Genomic DNA, 21,519 nt, shown 5'->3' on the forward strand with positions numbered 1-21,519 from the left:
ATTCGTGTACCCTATTTGCAACATTGGTATCCCCTCTGAAACCTACGTGTACCGTTGTTGCAACATGGCTTTGCGAGCTGCCTTCTTTCTTTGTGACTGTTCATATTTTGCCTTACTCAAAATGAAAAGTCATTTACTTTTTCGATGCGCGCTACTGCTAGTGGGTAGCTTATTCTCCTTACTTATTGCTGCGGGAAATAGTCATGCCCAAACCATTCGCTACGTTAAAGAAGGCGGTACGGGTGATGGTTCTTCGTGGGCCAATGCCTCAGGCGATTTACAGGCGATGATTAATGCCTCGGCTGATGGCGAGCAAGTATGGGTAGCCACAGGTACCTACAAGCCCAGTAGCACAGGCGATCGTAATGTCTCTTTTTCCATAAAATCAGGGATGAAAATGTACGGAGGTTTTCCTGCTTCTGGTGAGCCAACGATGGCTGACCGTAACTGGAAGACCAACCTAACAATTCTAAGTGGTGACTTGAATAATAACGATCAGGTTACTGGAAGTGGTAGTACGTTGAGTATCACAGGCAACGACGAAAATAGCCGTCATGTGGTGATTTTATTGAGTGGGACAACAAATACGACAGTATTAAATGGTTTTATTATAAAAGGAGGCAATGCAAATGGGAGTTCGTCCCCTCAAAATAGTGGTGGTGGAATACTCACCGAAAACGCCTACACTTCAATTGAAAATGTCCTTTTTATCGGAAATTCAGCAGGAAGAGGGGGCGGGTTGTATTCGAGTTTTAGCCCTGGTACAGTTTTAAATACTCAGTTTGAAAAAAACTATGCTGTTGAATGGGGAGGGGCAGTCGTCAATCACTACACACGGGCTACCTTCATTAATACGGTATTTACGGGAAATTATGCCCAAAGTTCAGGGGGAGGAATCAGTAATAATACGGCGTACCCAACCCTTATTAATGTAACAATGGTCGGTAATTATGCGGGTCGCGGGGCTGCATTGGAAGGCTCATCTTCTGATATAACTATCCGTAATAGTATTATTTGGGGGAATGGTAACAGCGGTATTACTCGACAGGAAGGATCGCTTGTTACCGCCAATTCAATTATTGAGGGTGGTGACGGTGGCAACCTTGGCAGTAACCCCCAGTTTATGGATGCTGCTAACGGAGATTTTCGATTACAAGCTTCGTCCTGTGCGATTAACGCGGGCAACAACTCAGCGGTTCCTTCGGATGTGTTGACTGATGCGGGGGGGAATCCGCGCTTTTTCAACAATGGGACGGTGGACTTGGGCGCGTATGAGTTCCAAGGTAATTATCAAGCTAAATCCTTCCCCACCGAAACAACCAATAATAGCCTTCAATTTGACGGGGTAAACGACTTTGTTGAAATTCAAGGAGTAAACACGTCTAATTGTACGCCTGTTTCGCTGGCTGGCGGCAATGCTATTACAATCGAATACTGGTTTAAAGGAACCAATATCCAGTCGGCAGTACGTTTCCAAAGCGGCGCTAACTATATCAGTGCGGGTTGGGGCACAGCTACAGCTGGTAACTTTAAGCATATTTTCTCCAACAGCGGAGGTACTAATGGGGTAGCCGTGGGAACAACCGTTACTGATGGCAACTGGCACCATGTAGCCGTTACTTGGCAAAGAGGTGTTGCTAATGGCTTTAAATCCTATTTAGATGGGCAATTGGTAGAACAAAAAGACGCAGCCAATACAGATTTGCCTTCATTTAGCGGCGGGCTAACCTTAGGTTCATTCAATGGAATAGATGAATTTATGAATGGCAGCTTAGATGAGGTGCGAGTGTGGAATGTAGCACGTTCACAATCCGAAATACAGTCGGGTCTTTGTGGGGAATTGAGTTTGCCTCAGACGGGCCTAGTGCTGTATTATAAATTTAATCACGGTACGGCAAGTGGCACCAATTCGGCAAATAACGCACTCCTAAACAGTGTCAATGGAAATCAGTTGTTGGGAGAATTGAAAAACTTCAGTCTCAGTGGAAACACCTCCAACTATGTGGCAGGTAAATTGACCTCAAAAATCCGCTACGTCAAAGCGGGGGCGTCAGGAACGGGTACTTCGTGGGCCGATGCGTCGGGTGATTTACAAGCCATGATTGATGCCAGTTGCGTGGAAGAAGTATGGGTAGCCGCAGGGACTTACAAGCCCACCACGGCAACAGCCAATGTGGGTATTACCTTTGCTTTGAAAAACGGCGTGAAGCTCTTGGGTGGGTTTCCTGCTACCAACAACCCCACGTTAGCCGACAGAAACTGGGTACTTAATCCGACCATTTTGAGCGGTAATATTGGAAATGTTAACGACGAAAAAGATAACGCATTTCATGTCGTCTCCATCCTTGATATTGGAGGTAGTTCTCCAAACCCGACGACGCTTGACGGGTTCATCATTTCGGATGGCTATGCAGATGATAGAAATGACGTTAATAATTCATATAATTCAGGAGGTGGTATTTACATTTATGGTAACTCACCCGTTATTCAAAACTGTATTCTGAGAAATAATTTTGGAAGACTCGCTGGAGGGATGGCGGTAGCCTTTTCTAATCTGACGATTTCCAACTGCCAATTTTACAATAATCGCGGTGCCACTTCGGCTATTAAGTTTGAAAATTCATCCCCCAACCTAAAAAACAGTACACTCCACAGTGCTACTACCCGTCTCATTGAGAGTGCAACGGGTGCGAGTGTTACCATCGCCAATAGCATCATTTGGGGGAAAGATGCCCCAGTAGCCAATACGGGAGGAGGCACTGGTATTAGTTATTCAATCGTTCAGGGGGGGTATGCTGGAACGGGAAATCGCAGCGCTGACCCAGATTTTTTGGATGCCGCCAATGGAAATTTCAACGTAACTCCTTTTTCGTGTGCCATTGATGGCGGAACAAATTCGGTTGTCGTTTCGGGAGAAACGGATTTTGATAAAAACCCGCGTATCTATAACAACGGCACGGTCGATATGGGTGCTTACGAGTACCAAGGTGCACGACAAATCGTATCACCCAGCATAACCACTAACAACGCCCTTCATTTTGACGGGACCAATGATTACGTCAGTTTGGCACCCGTAAGCCCCGTTAATTGTACCTCAGCCACCCTTACCCTCAGCGATGCCCTTACCATTGAGTATTGGTTCAAAGGCACCAACATCCAGTCGGCGGTGCGTTTTCAAAGCGGTGCTAACTACATCAGTTCGGGTTGGGGGACGGCTGGTAACTTTAAGCATATTCTCTCCAACAGCGGAGGTACCGACGGGGTAGCCGTAGGGGCAGCTGCTACCGATGGCAATTGGCATCACGTGGCCGTGACTTGGCAAAAGGGAGCTGTTAATGGTTTCAAATCGTACCTAGATGGCCAATTGGTAGAGCAAAAAAATGCCACAAACACCGATTTGCCTTCTTTTAGTGCTGGTTTGTCTTTGGGCTCGTTGAATGGAACGGGTGAATTTTTGAACGGTAGCTTAGACGAAGTAAAAGTTTGGAACGTAGTCAGAACGCAAGCGGAGATACAGGCGGGGCAATGTGGTAATTTATCGCTCCCTCAAACGGGTTTATTGATGTATTATCAATTTAACCACGGTGCTGTCAACGGCACCAACGCAAACGTGAAGAAGTTGACTAATCTTGCCGATCCTAACAATACTTACATAGGTACGTTGAATGGTTTTGCGTTGGATGGAAGTACCTCGAACTGGGTAGCTGCTCCGACAGGTCCCCCTATACGTTATGTCAAACCAGGAGGTACGGGCGATGGAAGTGATTGGGCAAATGCTTCGGGGAATCTACAAGCGATGATTGGTGCTAGCTGTGTGCAACAAGTGTGGGTGGCCGCAGGGACGTACAAGCCCAGTAGCTCGCCAGGATGTACTAATTGTGGTACGAACCGTGACTATTATTTTTTACTCAAAAATGGAGTGAAATTGTACGGAGGGTTTGCAGGAAACGAAACATCGGTAAATGACCGAAACATCGCAGCCAATCCTACCATTTTGAGCGGCGACCTTTTGGGAAACGACGGGGCTAATTTTGCCAATGCCGATGAAAATACGTATCACGTAGTGGTTGCTACTTTTTCGAATACCACACCTACCATAGAATTGGACGGTTTCACCATTGCGGGAGGAAATGCAACGGGAAGTTCTTCGGTAACAATTAATGGTCAATCAGTCAGTCGTAGTGAGGGGGGCGGGATGTACATTTTTGGTGGAACCACCACCTTGAAAAATAACACCATTACCAAAAATCAATCGTCAAATGGCGGTGGTATTTACACAAAAGATAGCAACATCACGCTAGAAAGTAATACCATTTCGGAAAATCAATCGTCAAATAACGGAGGAGGTGGCTACATTTACAACGGCACTAATACGCTGGTCAATAACCTCGTTGTGGGCAATTCTTCCCGAGATGGGGGAGGTTTACATACCTTCTTTGGGGGAGGAATGTTGTTGGTTAACAATACATTTACGGGCAATAGCGCCAACAGCGGTGGAGCACTTCGGACCTTCTCCACTAACATGACCTTGACCAACAATATCCTTTGGGGAAATGGCAACGGTACCAATGAAATTGTGCAAATCGGTGGTACTGTCAGTGTGGCCAACTCAATTGTGCAGGGAGGCTATGTAGGGAACGGGAATTTAAACATTGACCCACTGTTTGTGGCTCCTTCCGACGGTAACTTTCGCCTGCAAGCGCAGTCTTGTGCCATCAACACAGGGGACAATGGCAGTGTGCCTTCGGGAATGACCACTGACCGAGCGGGGGCTACTCGTGTTTTCAATGGAGGTACGGTGGACATGGGAGCGTTTGAGTTTCAAGGGAATAAGCAGAGCTCCACTTTTAATCTACCTGCCGTCACTACCAACAACGCGCTGAATTTTGACGGTAGCAACGACTTTGTAAGTATTTCCACAACCAATGCGGCCAACTGTACGCCTGTACCTTTGAACCTTGGAGATAACTTTACCATTGAATACTGGTTCAAAGGCTCAGACATTCGTTCGGCGGTGTTTCTTAAAGCGGGAAATCAGTTTATCAGTTCGGGTTATGGCTCAGCGGGTAGTTATACCCATACCATTGGTTTTGGAGGAAGTAGTGTTGGCGTATCGGTAGGCCAGGCTGCTACCGACGGAAATTGGCACCACATTGCGATGACATGGCAAAGATTCGACCAAAACGGCTTTAAATCGTATTTGGACGGGGAATTGGTCGAACAAAAATTTGGGATGGCTTATCCGCTGACCGCCTTTGACACAGGTCTGACGTTAGGAAATAACAACGGGTCTTCTTCAACGCCAGAGTACACAAATGGTAGTATTGATGAGCTAAGAATTTGGAATGTTGCTCGAACGCAAGCAGAGATACAGGCAGGGCTGTGCGGTGGTTTATCCCTTCCCCAAACGGGTTTGTTGATGTACTATCAATTTGACCACGGGGGTGCCAACGGCAATAATACGAATATTTCAAAGCTGGCTAATGCGGCCGACCCCAACGTGTATGCGGGTACGTTGAACGGTTTTGCCCTAAACGGAAGCACATCGAACTGGGTCGCGGCCAAACCGACGTCCGCTATTCGCTATGTCAAAGCAGGAGCATCAGGGTCGGGGAGTTCGTGGGCCGACGCTTCAGGAAATTTGCAAGCGATGATTAATGCCAATTGCGTAGAACAAGTATGGGTGGCAGCTGGTACCTACAAGCCAGGTACTTCTCGCTCGGAATCTTTTGTCATGAAAGCTGGGGTGAAAATTTATGGTGGTTTCCCTGCAATAGGTACTCCGACTTTTGCAGATCGCAATTGGAAAACAAATGTTACTGTTCTTAGTGGCGACCTGAACGGGGATGATGTGATAACGGGAAGTGGTAGTTCGTTAAATATCTCCAATACAGCGGAAAATAGCTTCTATGTGGTCAAAAATGATAACAATGGACTCACAAGCACGGCAGTTTTGGATGGATTTACCATAACGGGAGGAAACGCTAACGCTTCCTCAACTGACGCTGGTGGAGGTTTGTTTATTGGTTTATCTTCTCCAACGTTGGAAAACCTCCTAATTACCGCCAACAGCGCATCAAATGGTGCAGGAGCGTTTATTGCCAATTCGTCAAGTAGTTTAACCAATGTTTCATTTGTGAAAAACAAAGCAGAGCTTGACGGCGGGGGAGTTTATCTTCTGGGAGCCACTCCTACCTTTGTTAATGCGCTATTTTGGGGCAACTCAGCCGTTCAGGGAGGGGGAGGTTTGGTCAGGTTTTCCAATGCAAACTTCAACCACGTAACAATGGCTGGAAATGCAACCACCGATGGTGGAGGCGAAATGATGACTATAAGCTCAGCGCCAACGATAAAAAATTCAATCATTTGGGGACAAAATACGGGTATAAGTATTGGCTCGGGCTTGCCAGTGGTTACATATTCCATCATCAAAGGGGGCTTTTCGGGTACAGGCAATAAGGATGCCGACCCATTGTTTGTGAATGTCCCCAACGGAGATTTGGGTTTGCAAGCTTGTTCGCCCGCTATCAATGCAGGTGATAATGCGGGTGCGGCCGTAACCGATATGGCAGGTAATCCGCGTATTGTGGGCGGAAAAGTGGACATGGGTGCGTATGAATATCAGTTGGCTCTGCCAGCAGCAATTACCCCGTCGGTCAGCGCAACTCACCCTACTACGTGCGGGGGGGGCAATGGTAGCATTGTGCTGGGTGGGTTCCTAAATGCTACCACGTATAGCGTGACGTATAAAAAGAATAATGTGGAGGTTGCCGCTGCCAATTTTACCTCCAATGGCAGTGGGGTAATTACGCTTACGGGGTTAGGGGCAGGAAATTATACCGAGATAGTGGCTACCTATGGAGCCTGTGTAACAAATGCCGTTTCAACGACACTGAACGACCCCAGCAAGCCAATCGCACTGATTACAGGTACAGCCTTGGTATGTCTAAACGGTCCTTCGCCGAGCATTACATTTACGGGGCAAAACGGGATAACTCCCTACACGTTTACGTATAAAGTTAATGAAGGTGCACCTCAAACTGTACAAACAACAGGAAGCAATAATAGCGTTGTCGTTCCCGTTCCAACCAATGTTTCGGGGGTGATTAGTTTTACATTGGAATCGGTATCAAATCCAACTAATTGTAGCCAAGCACAAACAGGTAGCGCGACGGTGACGGTACAAGGCAAACCCACAATTACATTGACAACCTTACAACAAACGTTAAACGAAGGCAACAGCCAAGTTTTCTGCGACACGGATGCGAATACTGTTAACGGTTTACAGTTTAATGTTACGGGTTTGTGTGTGGTGGGTAATCCCGTTTGGCGAGTGCAAGTGGGTACTGGCGCATGGAGCAACTGGTCGGCGACAGCCCCAGTTTCCCAATCATCTAATAACCAACCCTACCGCTACCAAGCGGCCTGCGATGCGAACTGTTCTGTGACTTACACGAGTCCGATTGAATTGACAATTAATAACCGAGCTTCCATTCCTCAAAATGTGTCTTTATTGGTGGACGGTGTGACAGTTGCCGTAGGCGAGACGAAGGAAGTGTGTAGTTTGGTGACTACTAGCCTAACTTTTAATGCGAACTGTGCCACGGGCGAAGTGATTCTTTATTCCGTCGATGGCGGCGAATATAGCGCGGGCATACCCGTTGGCTTGGTAGATAATCAGTACCATAATTACCGCGTACGTTGCCGCAAATCAGACGGCACGCCATCGTGTGTGGAGTCAGAGTCTGGGGTAATGCGGTTAAAATTGGTGGTCATACCAGCAGCGCCGACGGTATCATTGTCATCGACAAGCAGTTGTAACCCATCGGCGAGTTTCAGTGGACAATCAACGTGTGGCAGTTTGCGCACAGTTTGGTACAATGCCACCACGAACGTTGCTTTGCCAAGCTTACCTTCGACCGTTCCAAGCCAAACGACGTCGTACTACGCTCGTTGTCAGACGGAAAATGGTTGTGTGAGTGAAAAGAGCAACGTGGTGACGTTTACGTTAACCCCAACGCAAGTTGCGCCCGTGATTACGGCAAGCCAAGAGATTGTTTGTACGGGGACTACTGTTCGAGTATCGGCCAACTGTCCCGCAGGAAGTCAGACGTTTTGGAACACGGGCGTCACTGCGCCAAGTTTCGAGGTCGCTTTCAATAATGTGACGAAGCAAACCTACTGGGCAAAGTGTCTTTTTGACGGTGGCTGTCAAAGTGCCGAAAGTGTTCGCAAGGATATTTATTGGAATGCGTTTGTGGTGACGTTGATTAACATTGGCGAATCAAAATCAGCCATCAAAACCAATGACCGCGCGGCGTGGCGTAGTCAGTTTATCACGCGTGATGGTGGCCCTGAATTGGAGCAAAGCACGCAGGTAAATCCAACTTTATATTACGTAGAAAATGCCAATAAGATAGCCCCTCGCTACTGGACAATAAATGTTGAAGCCTGTGGATTAAGTGCCGATGGCTCGTTGACGTTCGATATGTTGGCGACGCCCGAGACTGGCGTAATTCGTTCCTTCAACACGCACGAGAATAATACACCCTACTTTATGTATGCCAACCGTGATGGCTGGACGGAGCTTTATGCCCAAAACCATCCAGCCTACGGTTTTTACCAAGACAATGGAGCGGGGGGTAACGTATATGATGCAGGGTTACCCAAAGGCTTGTACAAGTTAGGCATTCGCTATTGGGACCAAAAGGGCTGGGGCAGCATTTACCCCTCTACCCGCAAACCACAGGGTAATGTGTTGGCTTACCAAGAATACTGGTTCCGCATTCAATCGCGAGATGGGGTAGGGGTAGGAGCAGCGAGGACAGCGGATAACGAAGAGGCAAATGGCAAAGGGCAAGGAGCAAGAGGCGAAGGGCAAGGGGCAAATGGCAAATGGCAAGGTTCGGATAACGGACAACCGATAACGGATAACGGCACCTTCGCGACTGTTCTCCCCAACCCTGTCACAAACATTCTGCGCTTGAAAGTGCAAGACAGCAAGGGGCAAACAGTGCAAGCTGCGTTGACGGATGCTTCGGGTCGGGAAGTTTTGCGTCGTCAATTTGTGCCCGAAACCAACACCCACCAAGAAGAATTTGGGGTGCGTGAGTTGCCGATGGGAATATACTTCTTGAAGGTCTCGACGGAGATGCAACAAGCTACTTTGAAAGTGGTGAAGGTAGAATAGTTTTTGTCTGAAAAAGCCATGACAAGGGAATCCAATTAAGTTTGGGTTCCCTTTTTTGTAAATAAAAAGCACCTAAAAAGAATATGGTATATCTTTGTAGGTCTATGCAAGGATATAAAAATGAAACTCAAAACCCTAATAAACGTTAGCTTGCTTTTTTTACTTGGTAGTTTGTCGGTAAATGCGCAATATGAGCGCTTTTTACACAAAGACTACCGAGGACGAGCTAAAGAGTGGGGGAATTTTTGGGCTGAAAAAACCGTCAATGTCCAATACGATTCGGCGTTGTTTTTTAAAGAACTTTTGGGGATTCGCCAACTAGCGATAGCTCATAAAGACGAAGGCTTAGAAATGGATACGTACATGGGGGAGTTGAGTTTTTTTCTGTACCGAACAAAGTATTCTGACCAATTAGCGCTCAGCGTTTTAAACCGTACATTGAAGATTGCCCAACAAAAAAGATTACTGCAAGAAGCCTCCGTAGAAAAGCATTTTGGCGTGACGTATTTTTATCGGATTAAAAACTACGAATTGGCTTTTGAACATTTTTTGCGCATGTATGAACTGGTCAAAAACGTAAGTAAACGTACCTTTCCTGATAAAACCAATTGCCTCAAAGAGTTAGCCTCTGCTTATTACTATTTCGACGACTATCCCAAAACCATTGAGTTAGCAAAAGCATCTATTCAAAGTGAGTTAGAGGCGGGAGAAACGGCGCATTTGTGCCGAAATTATGGATTGCTGGGGATTTGTTTCCGAAAACAAAATCAATTAGATTCGTCAGATTATTATTTTAAGGTTTCATTGCAAGCTTCTATTAGTCAGAGAGATACGTCGTGGCTGGGAGTCAGTTACGGTGAGCTCGGTTTGAATGCTTTTACCAGAAAAAACTACGCACAAGCCGAGGCGCTTCTTCGTCGGTCACTTTCGATGGTTAAATTCAAAGAAGAATGGCAAATGGTGGTAAAGGTACAGACAGCACTGGGGGCGATTGCGCTCTTAAAAGGCAAAGAGAAGGAAGCCCAACTACTGTTGTTGGAAGCTAAAAAATATGCCGATAGTCAACGAGAATTTGAGCTGTATAACGTAGTTTATCCTTGGCTACTGAAATTATATGTTCAAACGGGTCAGCCGCAATTGGCCATGATGTATTCCGATTCGGCAGACTGGGTGAAGGACAGTTTGCAACGACAATTTAGTGCGCGAAAAATCTTACGAGCCGTGCAAGCCAATCAGCTACGCCAGCATCGTGCGGAAATGACTAGCATCGAAACCCAACGTGCCTTAAAAGAAAAAGAGCGAAATGGCGTATTGCTGCTGCTGTTGATTGGCTTTGCATTGGCGGTTTACGTTTATCAAAACCAACGAAAAAACCACCTGCAAGATCAATTGATTTCGGTACAGCAACTGCAAATAAAAGAACAAGAGCTTGGAATAGCCAAGCAGCAACTGCAACATTTTACGCAGCGTGTTTTGGAGAAAAACGAATTCATTGAGCAGTTACAAGGAGCAACGATTTTGACCGACGAGCAATGGGAGGATTTTCGTGCGCTTTTTGAGAAAGTCCACGGAGGGTATTTGCGTCGGGTGAAGGAGAAATTTCCGACGCTTACCCCTGCCGAAATTCGTTTTATTGCTTTGGCAAAATTGCAATTGTCCACCAAAGAAATGGCCAGCATGTTGGGGGTTTCCCCCGTGAGTGTGCGCTCTACTTGGTCGCGTTTACGTAAAAAAGTGCAGCTTCCCGAAGAAGAAAGCCTAGAAAAATGGCTCGAAATGATGGGCGAATAGACCCGTTTTTATTCCTTCGTACTGTCTCCTCAGAAGACGACTACTTTTGCTCTTTTCCTAAGTAAGAGCGTTTTTGGCTTGTAACAAGTTGATGGTGAGTGTGTTGTAAATTGCAACGTTTTTGCAACGCTTGAAATTTGGCGTTTAGGGAGCGCATTGGGTAGTTTTAACTATGCCAATTCCGAAACTATATCGCCAACCTAAGTTTGTGCTACTACTGCTAGTACTTCTGTTTGGAGTGTTGGTGGCGGGGTGTTGGTATGGTTATCAAAAACAATTGAAAAACTTGGAAAAACAACTCTACGACCTCCAACACAAGATGCAAACCCAACGCTTTATGAACGCAAAATTACGCTACCTTACCCTGCTTCTGTGCATTTTTTCTTTCGGGCTTTTGGCCCAAGTGACGCCGCAGGGCAGCCTGAGCGGTAACGCCATCTGCCCCGGCGCACAGGCCACCCTCACTTTTACCGCCACGGCGGGGACAGGACCCTTTACGGTACGCTACACCGACGGCAATGCCATCCGTACCCAAACGGGGGTAACGAGTGGTACCCCTTTCAACGCTATGAGCAAAACCACCGCCACCAAGACCTATACATTACTGAAAGTGACGGGGGCAGACGGGGGCACCCGCAGCAGCGGTTTTACTGACGCCACCGGAACGGTCACGGTAAGTACCCGCCCCGAATTGCAATCGCTTACGCTTGCTCCCATCACTCCCGTTTGTGCGGGCTCAGATGCGGCCTTATCCCTCAGCGGCTTTGTCCAAACCCGCAGTTTTCAATCCAAACCGGCCATCAGCACCTCAGCCAATGGGGCTCGTTCGGTGTATGCCGCGGATTTGGATGGAGATGGGGATATGGATGTGCTGTCGGCTTCTTCCAATAACAACAAAATCGCGTGGTACAAAAACGACGGCTATGGGGGCTTGAGTTCAGAAATTGTAATCAGCACTGCCGCCAACGATGCTCGCTCGGTGTATGCGGCGGATTTGGACGGGGACGGGGATTTGGATGTGCTGTCGGCTTACAATAGTAAGATCGTTTGGTATGAAAACAACGGCAGCGGCGGATTCGGCTCCGAAAATGTAATCAGTGTTGCGGTTAGTTCACCCTTTTCGGTATATGCGGAGGATTTGGACGGGGACGGGGACATGGACGTGCTGTCAGCTTCCCTGAATGACAACAAGATCGCTTGGTATGAAAATGACGGCAGTGGCGGATTTGGGACCCAAAAGGTAATCAGTTCGTCGGCCAGTGGGGCCCATTCGGTGTATGCCGCCGACTTAGACGGAGATGGAGACTTAGACGTACTGTCGGCTTCTTTTATTGATAATAAAATCGAATGGTACAAAAACGACGGAACCGGGGGATTCGGACCCGAAATCGTGATTGGTATTTATGGCTCGAGTCCCCGAGCGGTGTATGCGGCGGATTTAGACGGGGACAGGGATTTGGACGTGCTGTCGGCTTCCGGGGATGATAATATCGTTTGGTACGAAAACAACGGCAGCGGCGGATTCGGTTTTGCAAATGTAATCAGTGCTTCGGCAGATTTTGCTGCTTCAGTGTATGCGGAGGATTTGGACGGAGACGGAGATATGGATGTGTTGTCTGCTTCTGAGTTTGACAACAAAATCGCTTGGTATGAGAACAATGGCAGCGGGACTTTTACAACACAAACTATAAGCACCTCCGCGATGGGGGCTTGGTCGGTATATGCAGCAGATTTAGACGGAGACGGGGATAAGGATGTGCTCTCAGCTTCTTTTAATGACAACAAAATCGCGTGGTATGAAAACCGCACGCCTTTCAGCGGCAATGCCACGGTGACCTACACCGCCGGAGGCGGGGTGCCCCAAACAGTGACCGTACCCGTCAATGCGGGCAGTGCCACACTCACCCTGACGGCTCCTAAAGCAGGGGCTGTCACCGTCCTCAAAATAGCCAATGCTGCCGGCTGCTCGGCGGGGGTAAGTAAATCTACCCCACTCCGCCACCTGCCCCGTCCTGATCTGAAAGACCTGACTTTATCCCCCATCGCCCCCGTGTGTGCAGGCTCGAATGCGAGTTTATCCCTCAGTGGATTTGTGCAAACCCGTAGTTTTCAAACCAAACCACCCATCACCACCTCAGCCAATAAAGCCAGGTCAGTGTATGCGGCGGACTTGGACGGCGATGGAGATTTGGACGTGCTCTCGGCTTCTTTTGGCGACAATAAAATCGAGTGGTACAAAAACAATGGTAACGGGAGCTTTACCGTCCAACCCCCCATCAGCACCACCGCCAACGGAGCTTCTTCTGTATATGCGGCGGACCTGGACGGAGACGGGGATTTGGATGTGCTCTCGGCTTCTTTATATGATAATAAAATCACGTGGTACCAAAACAACAGCAATGGTATTTTTACGGCTCAACCTGCTATCAGCACCTCCGCGGCTGGGACTCAATCGGTATTTGCAGCAGACTTAGACGGGGACGGCGATATGGATGTGCTGTCGGCGTCTAACAATGATAACAAGATCGCGTGGTACCGAAACGATGGCAGCGGGGGCTTCACCGCCCAAACCCCCATCAGCACCTCGGCGGATGATGCCCGCTCGGTGTATGCGGCGGACTTGGACGGGGACGGCGATATGGACGTGTTGTCGGCCTCTTCCAATGACTACAAAATCGCTTGGTACAAAAACGAAGGCGGTGGGAGATTCACCGACCAACCCGCCATCAGCACTACTGCTATCGGGGCTTGGTCCGTGTATGCGGCAGACTTAGACAACGACGGAGATATAGACGTGCTATCGGCTTCTATATTTGATAACAAGATCGCTTGGTATAAAAATGACGGCAATGGGAACTTCACCACCCAAACGCCCATCAGCAACTTAGCGGATGATGCCCGATCGGTCTATGCAGCAGATTTGGACGGGGACGGAGATTGGGACGTTTTGTCGGCCTCTGTTAACAAGATTACTTGGTACCAAAATGACGGCAGTGGGAGTTTTATCGCCCAACCCGCCATTAGCAACTCCGTTAACGGGGTTTGGTCAGTGTATGCGGCGGACTTAGACGGGGACGGGGACTTAGACGTGCTGGCGGCCTCTGAGTTTGATGACAAGATTGCATGGTATGACAACCGCACGCCTTTCAGCGGCAATGCCACCGTGACCTACACCGTCGGTGGTGGCATTCCTCAAACGGTGATCGTACCCGTGAGTGCGGGCAGTGCCTCCCTTACCCTGACGGCTCCTAAAGCAGGGCTGCTGACCTTACTCAAAATAAGTAACGGCGGCCCTTGCGCCACAAGTACGGGCAAAACCACCCAACTCCGCCACCTGCCACGCCCCGACTTGAAAGGGCTCACTTTAGCGCCCATCGCGCCCGTGTGTGCGGGCTCGAATGCAAGCTTATCCCTCAGTGGGTTTGTGCAAAACCGCGGTTTCCAAACCCGCTCAGCCATCACTACCTCGGCGAATGGGGCTAAGTCGGTGTATGCGGCAGATTTGGACGGAGACGGGGATTTGGATGTGCTGTCGGCCTCTCGCGAAGATGATAAGATCGCTTGGTATCAAAACAACGGCAATGGCGGATTTGGCCCCCAAATCGAGATCAGCGTTTTGACCAATGCGGCCAGCTCTGTCTTTGCGGTGGACTTGGACAGCGACGGGGATTTGGATGTGTTATCGGCTTCTGAGTTCGACAACAAGATAGCTTGGTACGAAAACAACGGCATCGGAGGGTTCGGGTCTCAAAGGGTGATAAGTACCTCAGCGAGTTCGGCGAACTCTGTCTATGCGGCAGATTTGGATGGGGACGGAGACTCGGATGTGTTGTCAGCTTCTCTTGGTGATGACAAGATCGCTTGGTATGAAAACGACGGCAACGGCGGATTTGGGTCGCAGAAGGTAATCAGTACTGCGGCAGATATTGCCAATACAGTATATGCGGCGGATTTGGACGGAGACGGGGATGTAGATGTGCTGTCGGCCTCCCAAAATGACAACAAGATCGCTTGGTATGAAAACGACGGCAACGGCGGATTTGGACCGCAACTGATTATCAGTACTGAGGCAGGTTTGGCCAAGTCAGTGTATGCGGCAGATTTGGACGGGGACGGGGATATGGATGTGCTGTCGGCTTGTCGCAGTGGGAACAAGATTGCTTGGTATGAAAACGACGGCAGCGGCGGATTCGGGCCACAGAATATTATCAGTACTGAGGCAGGCTTTGCCCAGTCAGTGTATGCGGCGGATTTAGACGGGGACGGGGATATGGACGTGCTGTCGGCCTCTCCCAATGACAACAAAATCGCGTGGTACGAAAACAACGGCAGTGGAGGCTTCGGGTCCCAAAGGGTGATCAGTTCCTCAGCGATTTCAGCTCTCTCAGTATATGCGGCAGATTTGGACGGGGACGGGGATTTGGATGTGTTGTCAGCGTCTCTTAGTGACGACAAGATCGCTTGGTATGAAAACCGCACGCCTTTCAGCGGCAATGCGAGTGTCAGTTATAAAATAAACAGCGGCAGTACCCAAACCGCTCCTATCACCGTCAGCAGCGGCAGTGCTTCGGCTGTCATTGCTTCGCCCGTCAGTGGCACGCTGCAACTATCCAAAATCACGGCGGCCAACGGCTGTGAAACTCCTGCCACCAACTCTGCGCCTCTTTCGGTTGATCCCGTCAGTGTGGGTGGTACGCTTAGTTCTGCTCAAAGTATCTGTTCAGGTACTTCCCCCGCCGATCTGACCCTGAACGGGCAGGTGGGCAACGTGGTTCGATGGGAAAAATCCGCTAATGCTTCCTTCAGCAGTCCCACTCCTATTTCCTCCACATCAGTCACCCTAACGAGCGCGCTCATCGGCAACCTCACTGCCGATACTTATTTCAGGGCCGTGGTCAAAAGCGGGGTGTGCTCGGAGGCTACTTCAAGTTCTGTATTGATTACGGTTAATTTATTACCGACGGCTACGATTTCGGGGACAACGACGGTGTGTAAAAACAGTTCATCGCCGACCATTACTTTCACGGGGGCAAATGCAATGGCACCCTACACGTTTACCTATAAAATCGACGACGGAGCGCCGCAAACGGTGACAACCACGAGTGGAAACAGCGTGACGGTGGCAGTGCCGACGGGAACAGTGGGAGCGTTTGTGTATAGTTTGGTGAGTGTCTCAGAAAGTTCGTCAACGGCTTGTAGTCAAACCCAAACGGGCAGCGCGACGGTAACGGTAAATCCTCTGCCGACGGCCACGATTTCAGGCACGACGACGGTATGTCAAAACAGTCCATCGCCTAGCATCACCTTCACGGGAGCAAATGCGACAGCACCCTACACGTTTACTTATAAAATCAACGATGGAGCGCCCCAAACGGTAACGACGACAAGTGGAAACAGCGTGACGGTGGCAGCGCCGACGGGCACAGTGGGAGCGTTTGTGTATAGTTTGGTGAGTATCTCAGAAAGTTCGTCAACGGCTTGTAGTCAAGCCCAAACGGGCAGCGCGACGGTGACAGTGAACCCATTGCCAACGGGGACGATTTCAGGCACAACGACGGTTTGTAAAAACAGTTCATCGCCGAATATCACTTTTACGGGAGCAAATGCGACAGCACCCTACACGTTTACTTATAAAATCAACGATGGTTCAACACAAACGGTAACGACGACAAGTGGCAACAGCGTGACGGTAGCAGTTCCGACGGGAACAGCGGGGGCGTTTGTGTATAGTTTGGTAAGTGTCTCAGAAAGTTCATTAACGGCTTGTAGTCAAGAACAAACGGGTAGCGCGACGGTAACGGTGAATCCTCTGCCAACGGCTACGATTTCGGGCACAACGACGGTATGTCAAAACAGTCCATCGCCGAGCATCACCTTCACGGGAGCAAATGCGACAGCACCCTACACGTTTACCTATAAAATCAACGATGGAGCGCCCCAAACGGTGACGACTACGAGTGGGAATAGCGTGACGGTGGCAGTGCCGACGGGAACGGCAGGCACGTTTGTGTATAGTTTGATAAGTGTCTCAGAAAGTTCGTCAACGGCTTGTAGCCAAGCCCAAAGCGGCAACGCAACGGTGATGGTACAAGGTAAACCCACGATTACGCTTACTACATTACAACAAACCTTGAACGAAGGTAATTCACAAACTTTCTGCGATACGGATGCCAATCCTGAAAATGGTGTACAGTTTACGGTTACGGGTTCTTGCGTAGTGGGCAGTCCCGTTTGGCGCGTACAAATGGGCAGTGGTGCGTGGGGCGATTGGTCACCCAATCCACCAATTTCCCAATCCTCCAATAACCAACCCCACCGTTACCAAGCAGCTTGTGATGCGAACTGTTCCGTGACATACACGAGTCCCATCGAGTTGACGATAAATTACCGTGCTTCGATTCCTCAGAACGTGTCGTTAGTCGCCGATGGGGTGACGGTAAATGTGGGTGAAAGCAAAGAAATATGTAATATCGAAGGGAATACCCTCGCTTTCAACGCGAGTTGTGGTGTGGGAGAAATGCTACTTTATTCAGTGGATGGCGGCGAATATAGTAGTACACTTCCAACGCAGTTGGTGGATGGACAGTACCATAATTATCGTGTACGTTGTCGCAAGTCGGACGGAACGCCTTCGTGCGTAGAGACGGAATCGGGGGTGATGAGGTTGCGAATTACGGGTTCGTTGGCGGCTCCCGTGGCGAGTTTGAACGTAACGAGTGGTTGCGGTAGCCCCGTGGCGTTTAGCGGCACGGCCAATTGCGGAGCGCTGACAACAATATGGTACCATGCGAGCACGAACGTGGCTTTACCTACCTTGCCAAGCCAAACGCCAACGGAAACGACGTCCTATTATGCTCGTTGTCAAGCGAGTGGCGGTTGTTTGAGCGAAAAGAGTAATGTGGTGACCTACACGGTGATACCCGTTGGTGTGGCTCCCGCGATTACTGCTTCGCAAGAAATTGTTTGCACAGGTACAACGGTGAGAATATCAGCCAATTGCCCCGCAGGAAGTGAGACGTTTTGGAACACGGGAGTCACTACGCCAAGTTTTGAAGTGGCCTTTAACAACGTGACGAAGCAAACGTACTGGGCAAAATGTATCTTTGACGGTGGCTGTCAAAGTGCCGAAAGTGTTCACAAAGATATTTATTGGGATGCGTTTGTGGTGACATTGATTAACATTGGCGAATCAAAATCAGCCATCAGAACCAATGACCGCGCGGCGTGGCGTAGTCAGTTTATCACGCGTGATGGTGGCCCTGAGTTGGAGCAAAGCACGCAGGTAAATCCAACTTTGTATTACGTAGAAAATGCCAATAAGACAGCCCCACGCTACTGGACAATAAATGTTGAAGCCTGTGGATTAAGTGCCGATGGCTCGTTGACGTTCGATATGTTGGCGACGCCCGAGACTGGTGTGATTCGTTCCTTCAACACGCACGAGAACAACGTGCCGTACTTTATGTATGCCAACCGCGAGGGCTGGACGGAGCTTTATGCCCAAAACCATCCAGCGTACGGCTTTTACCAAGACAACGGTGCTGGCGGTAACGTATATGACGCAGGGTTACCCAAAGGATTGTACAAGTTAGGCATTCGTTACTGGGACCAAAAGGGTTGGGGCAGCATTTACCCCTCGACCCGCAAACCACAGGGTAATGTGTTGGCTTACCAAGAATACTGGTTCCGTATCCAGTCGCGAGATGGAGTAGGGGTAGGAGCAGCGAGGACAGCGGATAGCGAAGGGGCAAATGGCAAAGGGCAAGGAGCAAGAGGCGAAGGGCAAGAGGCAAATGGCAAATGGCAAGGGTCGGATAACGGGTCTTTTGCTTCGGTCATGCCCAACCCTGTGACTAACGTTCTCCGCCTGAAGGTTCAAGACAGCAAGGGGCAAGTGGTGCAAAGTATGTTAACGGATGCTTCTGGTAGAGAGGTCGTACGTCGTCAATTTGTGCCCGAAACTAACACCCATCAAGAGGAGTTTGGGGTAAGTGAATTGCCGACGGGAATGTACTTCTTGAAGGTGACGACAGAAACACAACAAGCCACCTTGAAAGTGGTAAAAGCACCGTAGTAAAGGGCAAGTAAGGCAAAGGGCAAATAATGCAAGGGGCAAATAATGCAAGAGGCAAATGGGCAAACTTTTCCCTTGCTAACTTGCCCCTTGCCTTTTGCCCCTTGCTAACTTGCTTCTTGAAAAACTTGCCTTTTGAAAACTTTATTTTTCTAAAAAATGCTTCATTGCCCAGTGGAGAAGTATGTTTTTTTCTTTGGGTAAATTTAGCTTTTGAATGATGTTTGAACGGTGCTTTTCTACCGTTTTTTCCGAGATAAATAGTAAATCACCGATTTGCTTGGAGGTTTTTTGTTGTGCGATGAGTTCCAGTACTTTCTTTTCGGCAAAAGTTAACTCTTCACTTTCGTTGCTCTGGTGTTTGTTTACTTCTTTTAGAATCAATTTACTCATGTATTTTCCACCTTGCGCAACGGTTTCCAAACACAATTTTAATTCATCTTCTGAACCTTCTTTGAGCAAATAACCCGACAAACCCATGTTTTTAGCACGTTTGTAAATCGTGGCCTCTTTGTGCATCGTAAACAGAATAACGCGCGTAGAAATGCCCCGTTGATGTAGCTTTTCTAGCACTTCCAAGCCGTCCATTTGGGGCATACTGATGTCCAAAATCGCCATCTTGGGTTTGTGCCTGACAATCCACTCAAACGCTTCTAGTCCATCGGTGCAGATGTGTACAACCTTGTACCCCAGCGACGTCACAAACGCTTGGGTGCCGTAAAGGGTAAGGGGATGGTCGTCGGCAATTAAGACACTCACTGGGTTTTTCTCTAAAACGTTGTTTTTCATTTACTTAGCTATTTCTACATCAATCACTGAGCCTTCGGGCGATGATTGTATATGGGTGGTTCCTCCAATAATTCGGCTACGTTCTATGATGTTGTGGAGCCCGAAAGCATCGGTGCTCGACAGGGTTTTGGCAACGTCAAAACCTACGCCGTTGTCGCGGATTTGTAGGTGGATTTTTTCGGTAGATTCGGTCAGGGTAATTTTGGCCGCGTGCGCCTTGGCATACTTGATGATGTTGGTCAGGCCTTCTTGGATGATGCGATAGAGCTGTAATTCTGCTTGTGAACTCAGCGAGCCTTGGTAGTCAAACTCGGTGCTAACCATCAGGTTATGTTGGGCCTGAAACCGCTCTATCAATTGTTCGATGTTGGGCTCTAGCCCAATTTTGTCAAACATCACGGGGTGCAAGTTTCGACTAATGACCCGCACGTCGTTGATGATTTGGTCAATCTTCGTATTGATCACCTCGGGGTCTTGTTTCTCACTTTTTTTGAGCGACAACAGTTCATAGTTGATACTGTCGTGCAAATCTCCCGCAATTCGCTTGCGTTCTTCTTCTGTTTTTTCTAACAGTTGTTTGGTATAATGTAAGTTTCTTTCTTTTTCGGTCTGCAATTGTTTTTTTCGTTGCCACAAAATAAAATACGCCACAAAACCCGAGAGTGTCACCAAAATACCTATCAGGATAAGGTTCTTTTGTTGTTCGTTTTTTAAACTCGACTGGTAGAGCTTTTCGTTGATTTTGTTTTTTTCTTGTTGGTATTTTAATTCACGGTCTTTGAGCGCCGACAAATGCTCCTCTTGTTTGTAAATGGTGTTGAGCGAATCATAGACTTTGAGGGCGTTGAACGCCGCCGAAATATTGCCCAAGCGTTCGTAGGATCGGTACAGCTCTTCGTAGGTATAAAGTCCGTATTTGGTGATTTTGCAGGAGTCGGCGGCTTTGATGGATTGGGCGGCGGCTCTGCGCATTCCTGCTTCGTCGCCCATTTTTTCGTAGAGCTGAATGAGCTTGGTATAAATCATCGGCACGTCGCAGGTGCTGCTGCGTTGGAGGTGCGTCAGGGCTTCGTAGTAGCGCCGTTCCGCATTGGGGTAGCGTTTTTTCAAATACAGCAAATAGGCTTCCTGCATGTTGATTTTTGCCCGCTGCTCTTCGTCCAAATACTGGTAGTTGGTGCGGGCAAGTTGCTGCATTCGCTGGTCGGCCTCCTCGTAGCGGTGGGTATCAAATAAGACATACGCTTTTTGGCAGGAAATATTGGCTTCAAAATAGGCGCGGTGGGCAGTTTTGCGGCCATAAAACAAGGCGGAGTCTAGCTGCTCCAACGTGGTGGTGTAGTCAAAAAGCCGTTTGTAGGTGTGCGAAAGGTACAAAAAAGCGTAGAAACGGTCTTCGTTGGAGGTCGTTGGGGCATCAATCATGCGGCGGAGCAGCACAATCGACGAATCGTAGCGGAAGGCGTTGTTGAGCACATATACTTCAAGTCCCAGCTTGTTTATCGACGGTTTGGGCAGCGGACTTGGGGTTTCTTGCCCCCAAACGTGACACAAAGTAACCATCCAAAACAAATAAAAGTAGCCGATTTTCATAACCTAAAAATAAGGGTTAACCCTTATATCTTTTTGTTTTTTTTTGACAGACCTTTGTACTGTACATACAATTACCCTACTT

Annotated in this window: 5 protein-coding genes; 3 read left to right on the forward strand and 2 right to left on the reverse strand. The window is 48.5% G+C overall.

Annotation, left to right across the window (positions count from 1 at the left end):
• The first annotated feature begins 121 nt into the window (after positions 1-121).
• The 3 genes from AC23N5_RS29070 (at position 122) to AC23N5_RS29080 (ending at position 19,055) form a co-directional block, all read left to right on the forward strand.
• Positions 122-9,190 (forward strand): LamG-like jellyroll fold domain-containing protein, encoded by a 9,069-nt coding sequence (locus AC23N5_RS29070; protein ID WP_487758203.1) that lies wholly within the window; start codon positions 122-124, stop codon positions 9,188-9,190.
• 120 nt (positions 9,191-9,310) lie between these two features.
• Positions 9,311-10,981 carry a helix-turn-helix transcriptional regulator gene (locus tag AC23N5_RS29075; protein WP_487758204.1) on the forward strand — a complete coding sequence of 557 codons (1,671 nt, stop codon included), beginning with the start codon at positions 9,311-9,313 and terminating at the stop codon, positions 10,979-10,981.
• Between the two features lie 172 nt (positions 10,982-11,153).
• Positions 11,154-19,055: an FG-GAP-like repeat-containing protein gene (locus tag AC23N5_RS29080; RefSeq protein ID WP_487758205.1), complete on the forward strand. Its 7,902-nt coding sequence runs from the start codon at positions 11,154-11,156 to the stop codon at positions 19,053-19,055.
• A gap of 144 nt (positions 19,056-19,199) precedes the next feature.
• Here AC23N5_RS29080 and AC23N5_RS29085 read toward each other — a convergent pair whose 3' ends face one another.
• Together AC23N5_RS29085 and AC23N5_RS29090 are read right to left on the reverse strand one after the other, a co-directional pair.
• Positions 19,200-19,844 (reverse strand): response regulator, encoded by a 645-nt coding sequence (locus tag AC23N5_RS29085; protein WP_487758206.1) that lies wholly within the window; start codon positions 19,842-19,844, stop codon positions 19,200-19,202.
• On the reverse strand, positions 19,845-21,437 hold the full coding sequence (locus AC23N5_RS29090; protein ID WP_487758207.1) for a tetratricopeptide repeat-containing sensor histidine kinase: 1,593 nt from the start codon (positions 21,435-21,437) through the stop codon (positions 19,845-19,847).
• Positions 21,438-21,519 lie beyond the last annotated feature (82 nt).

Source organism: Runella sp. R5_40 (genome assembly GCF_057652295.1).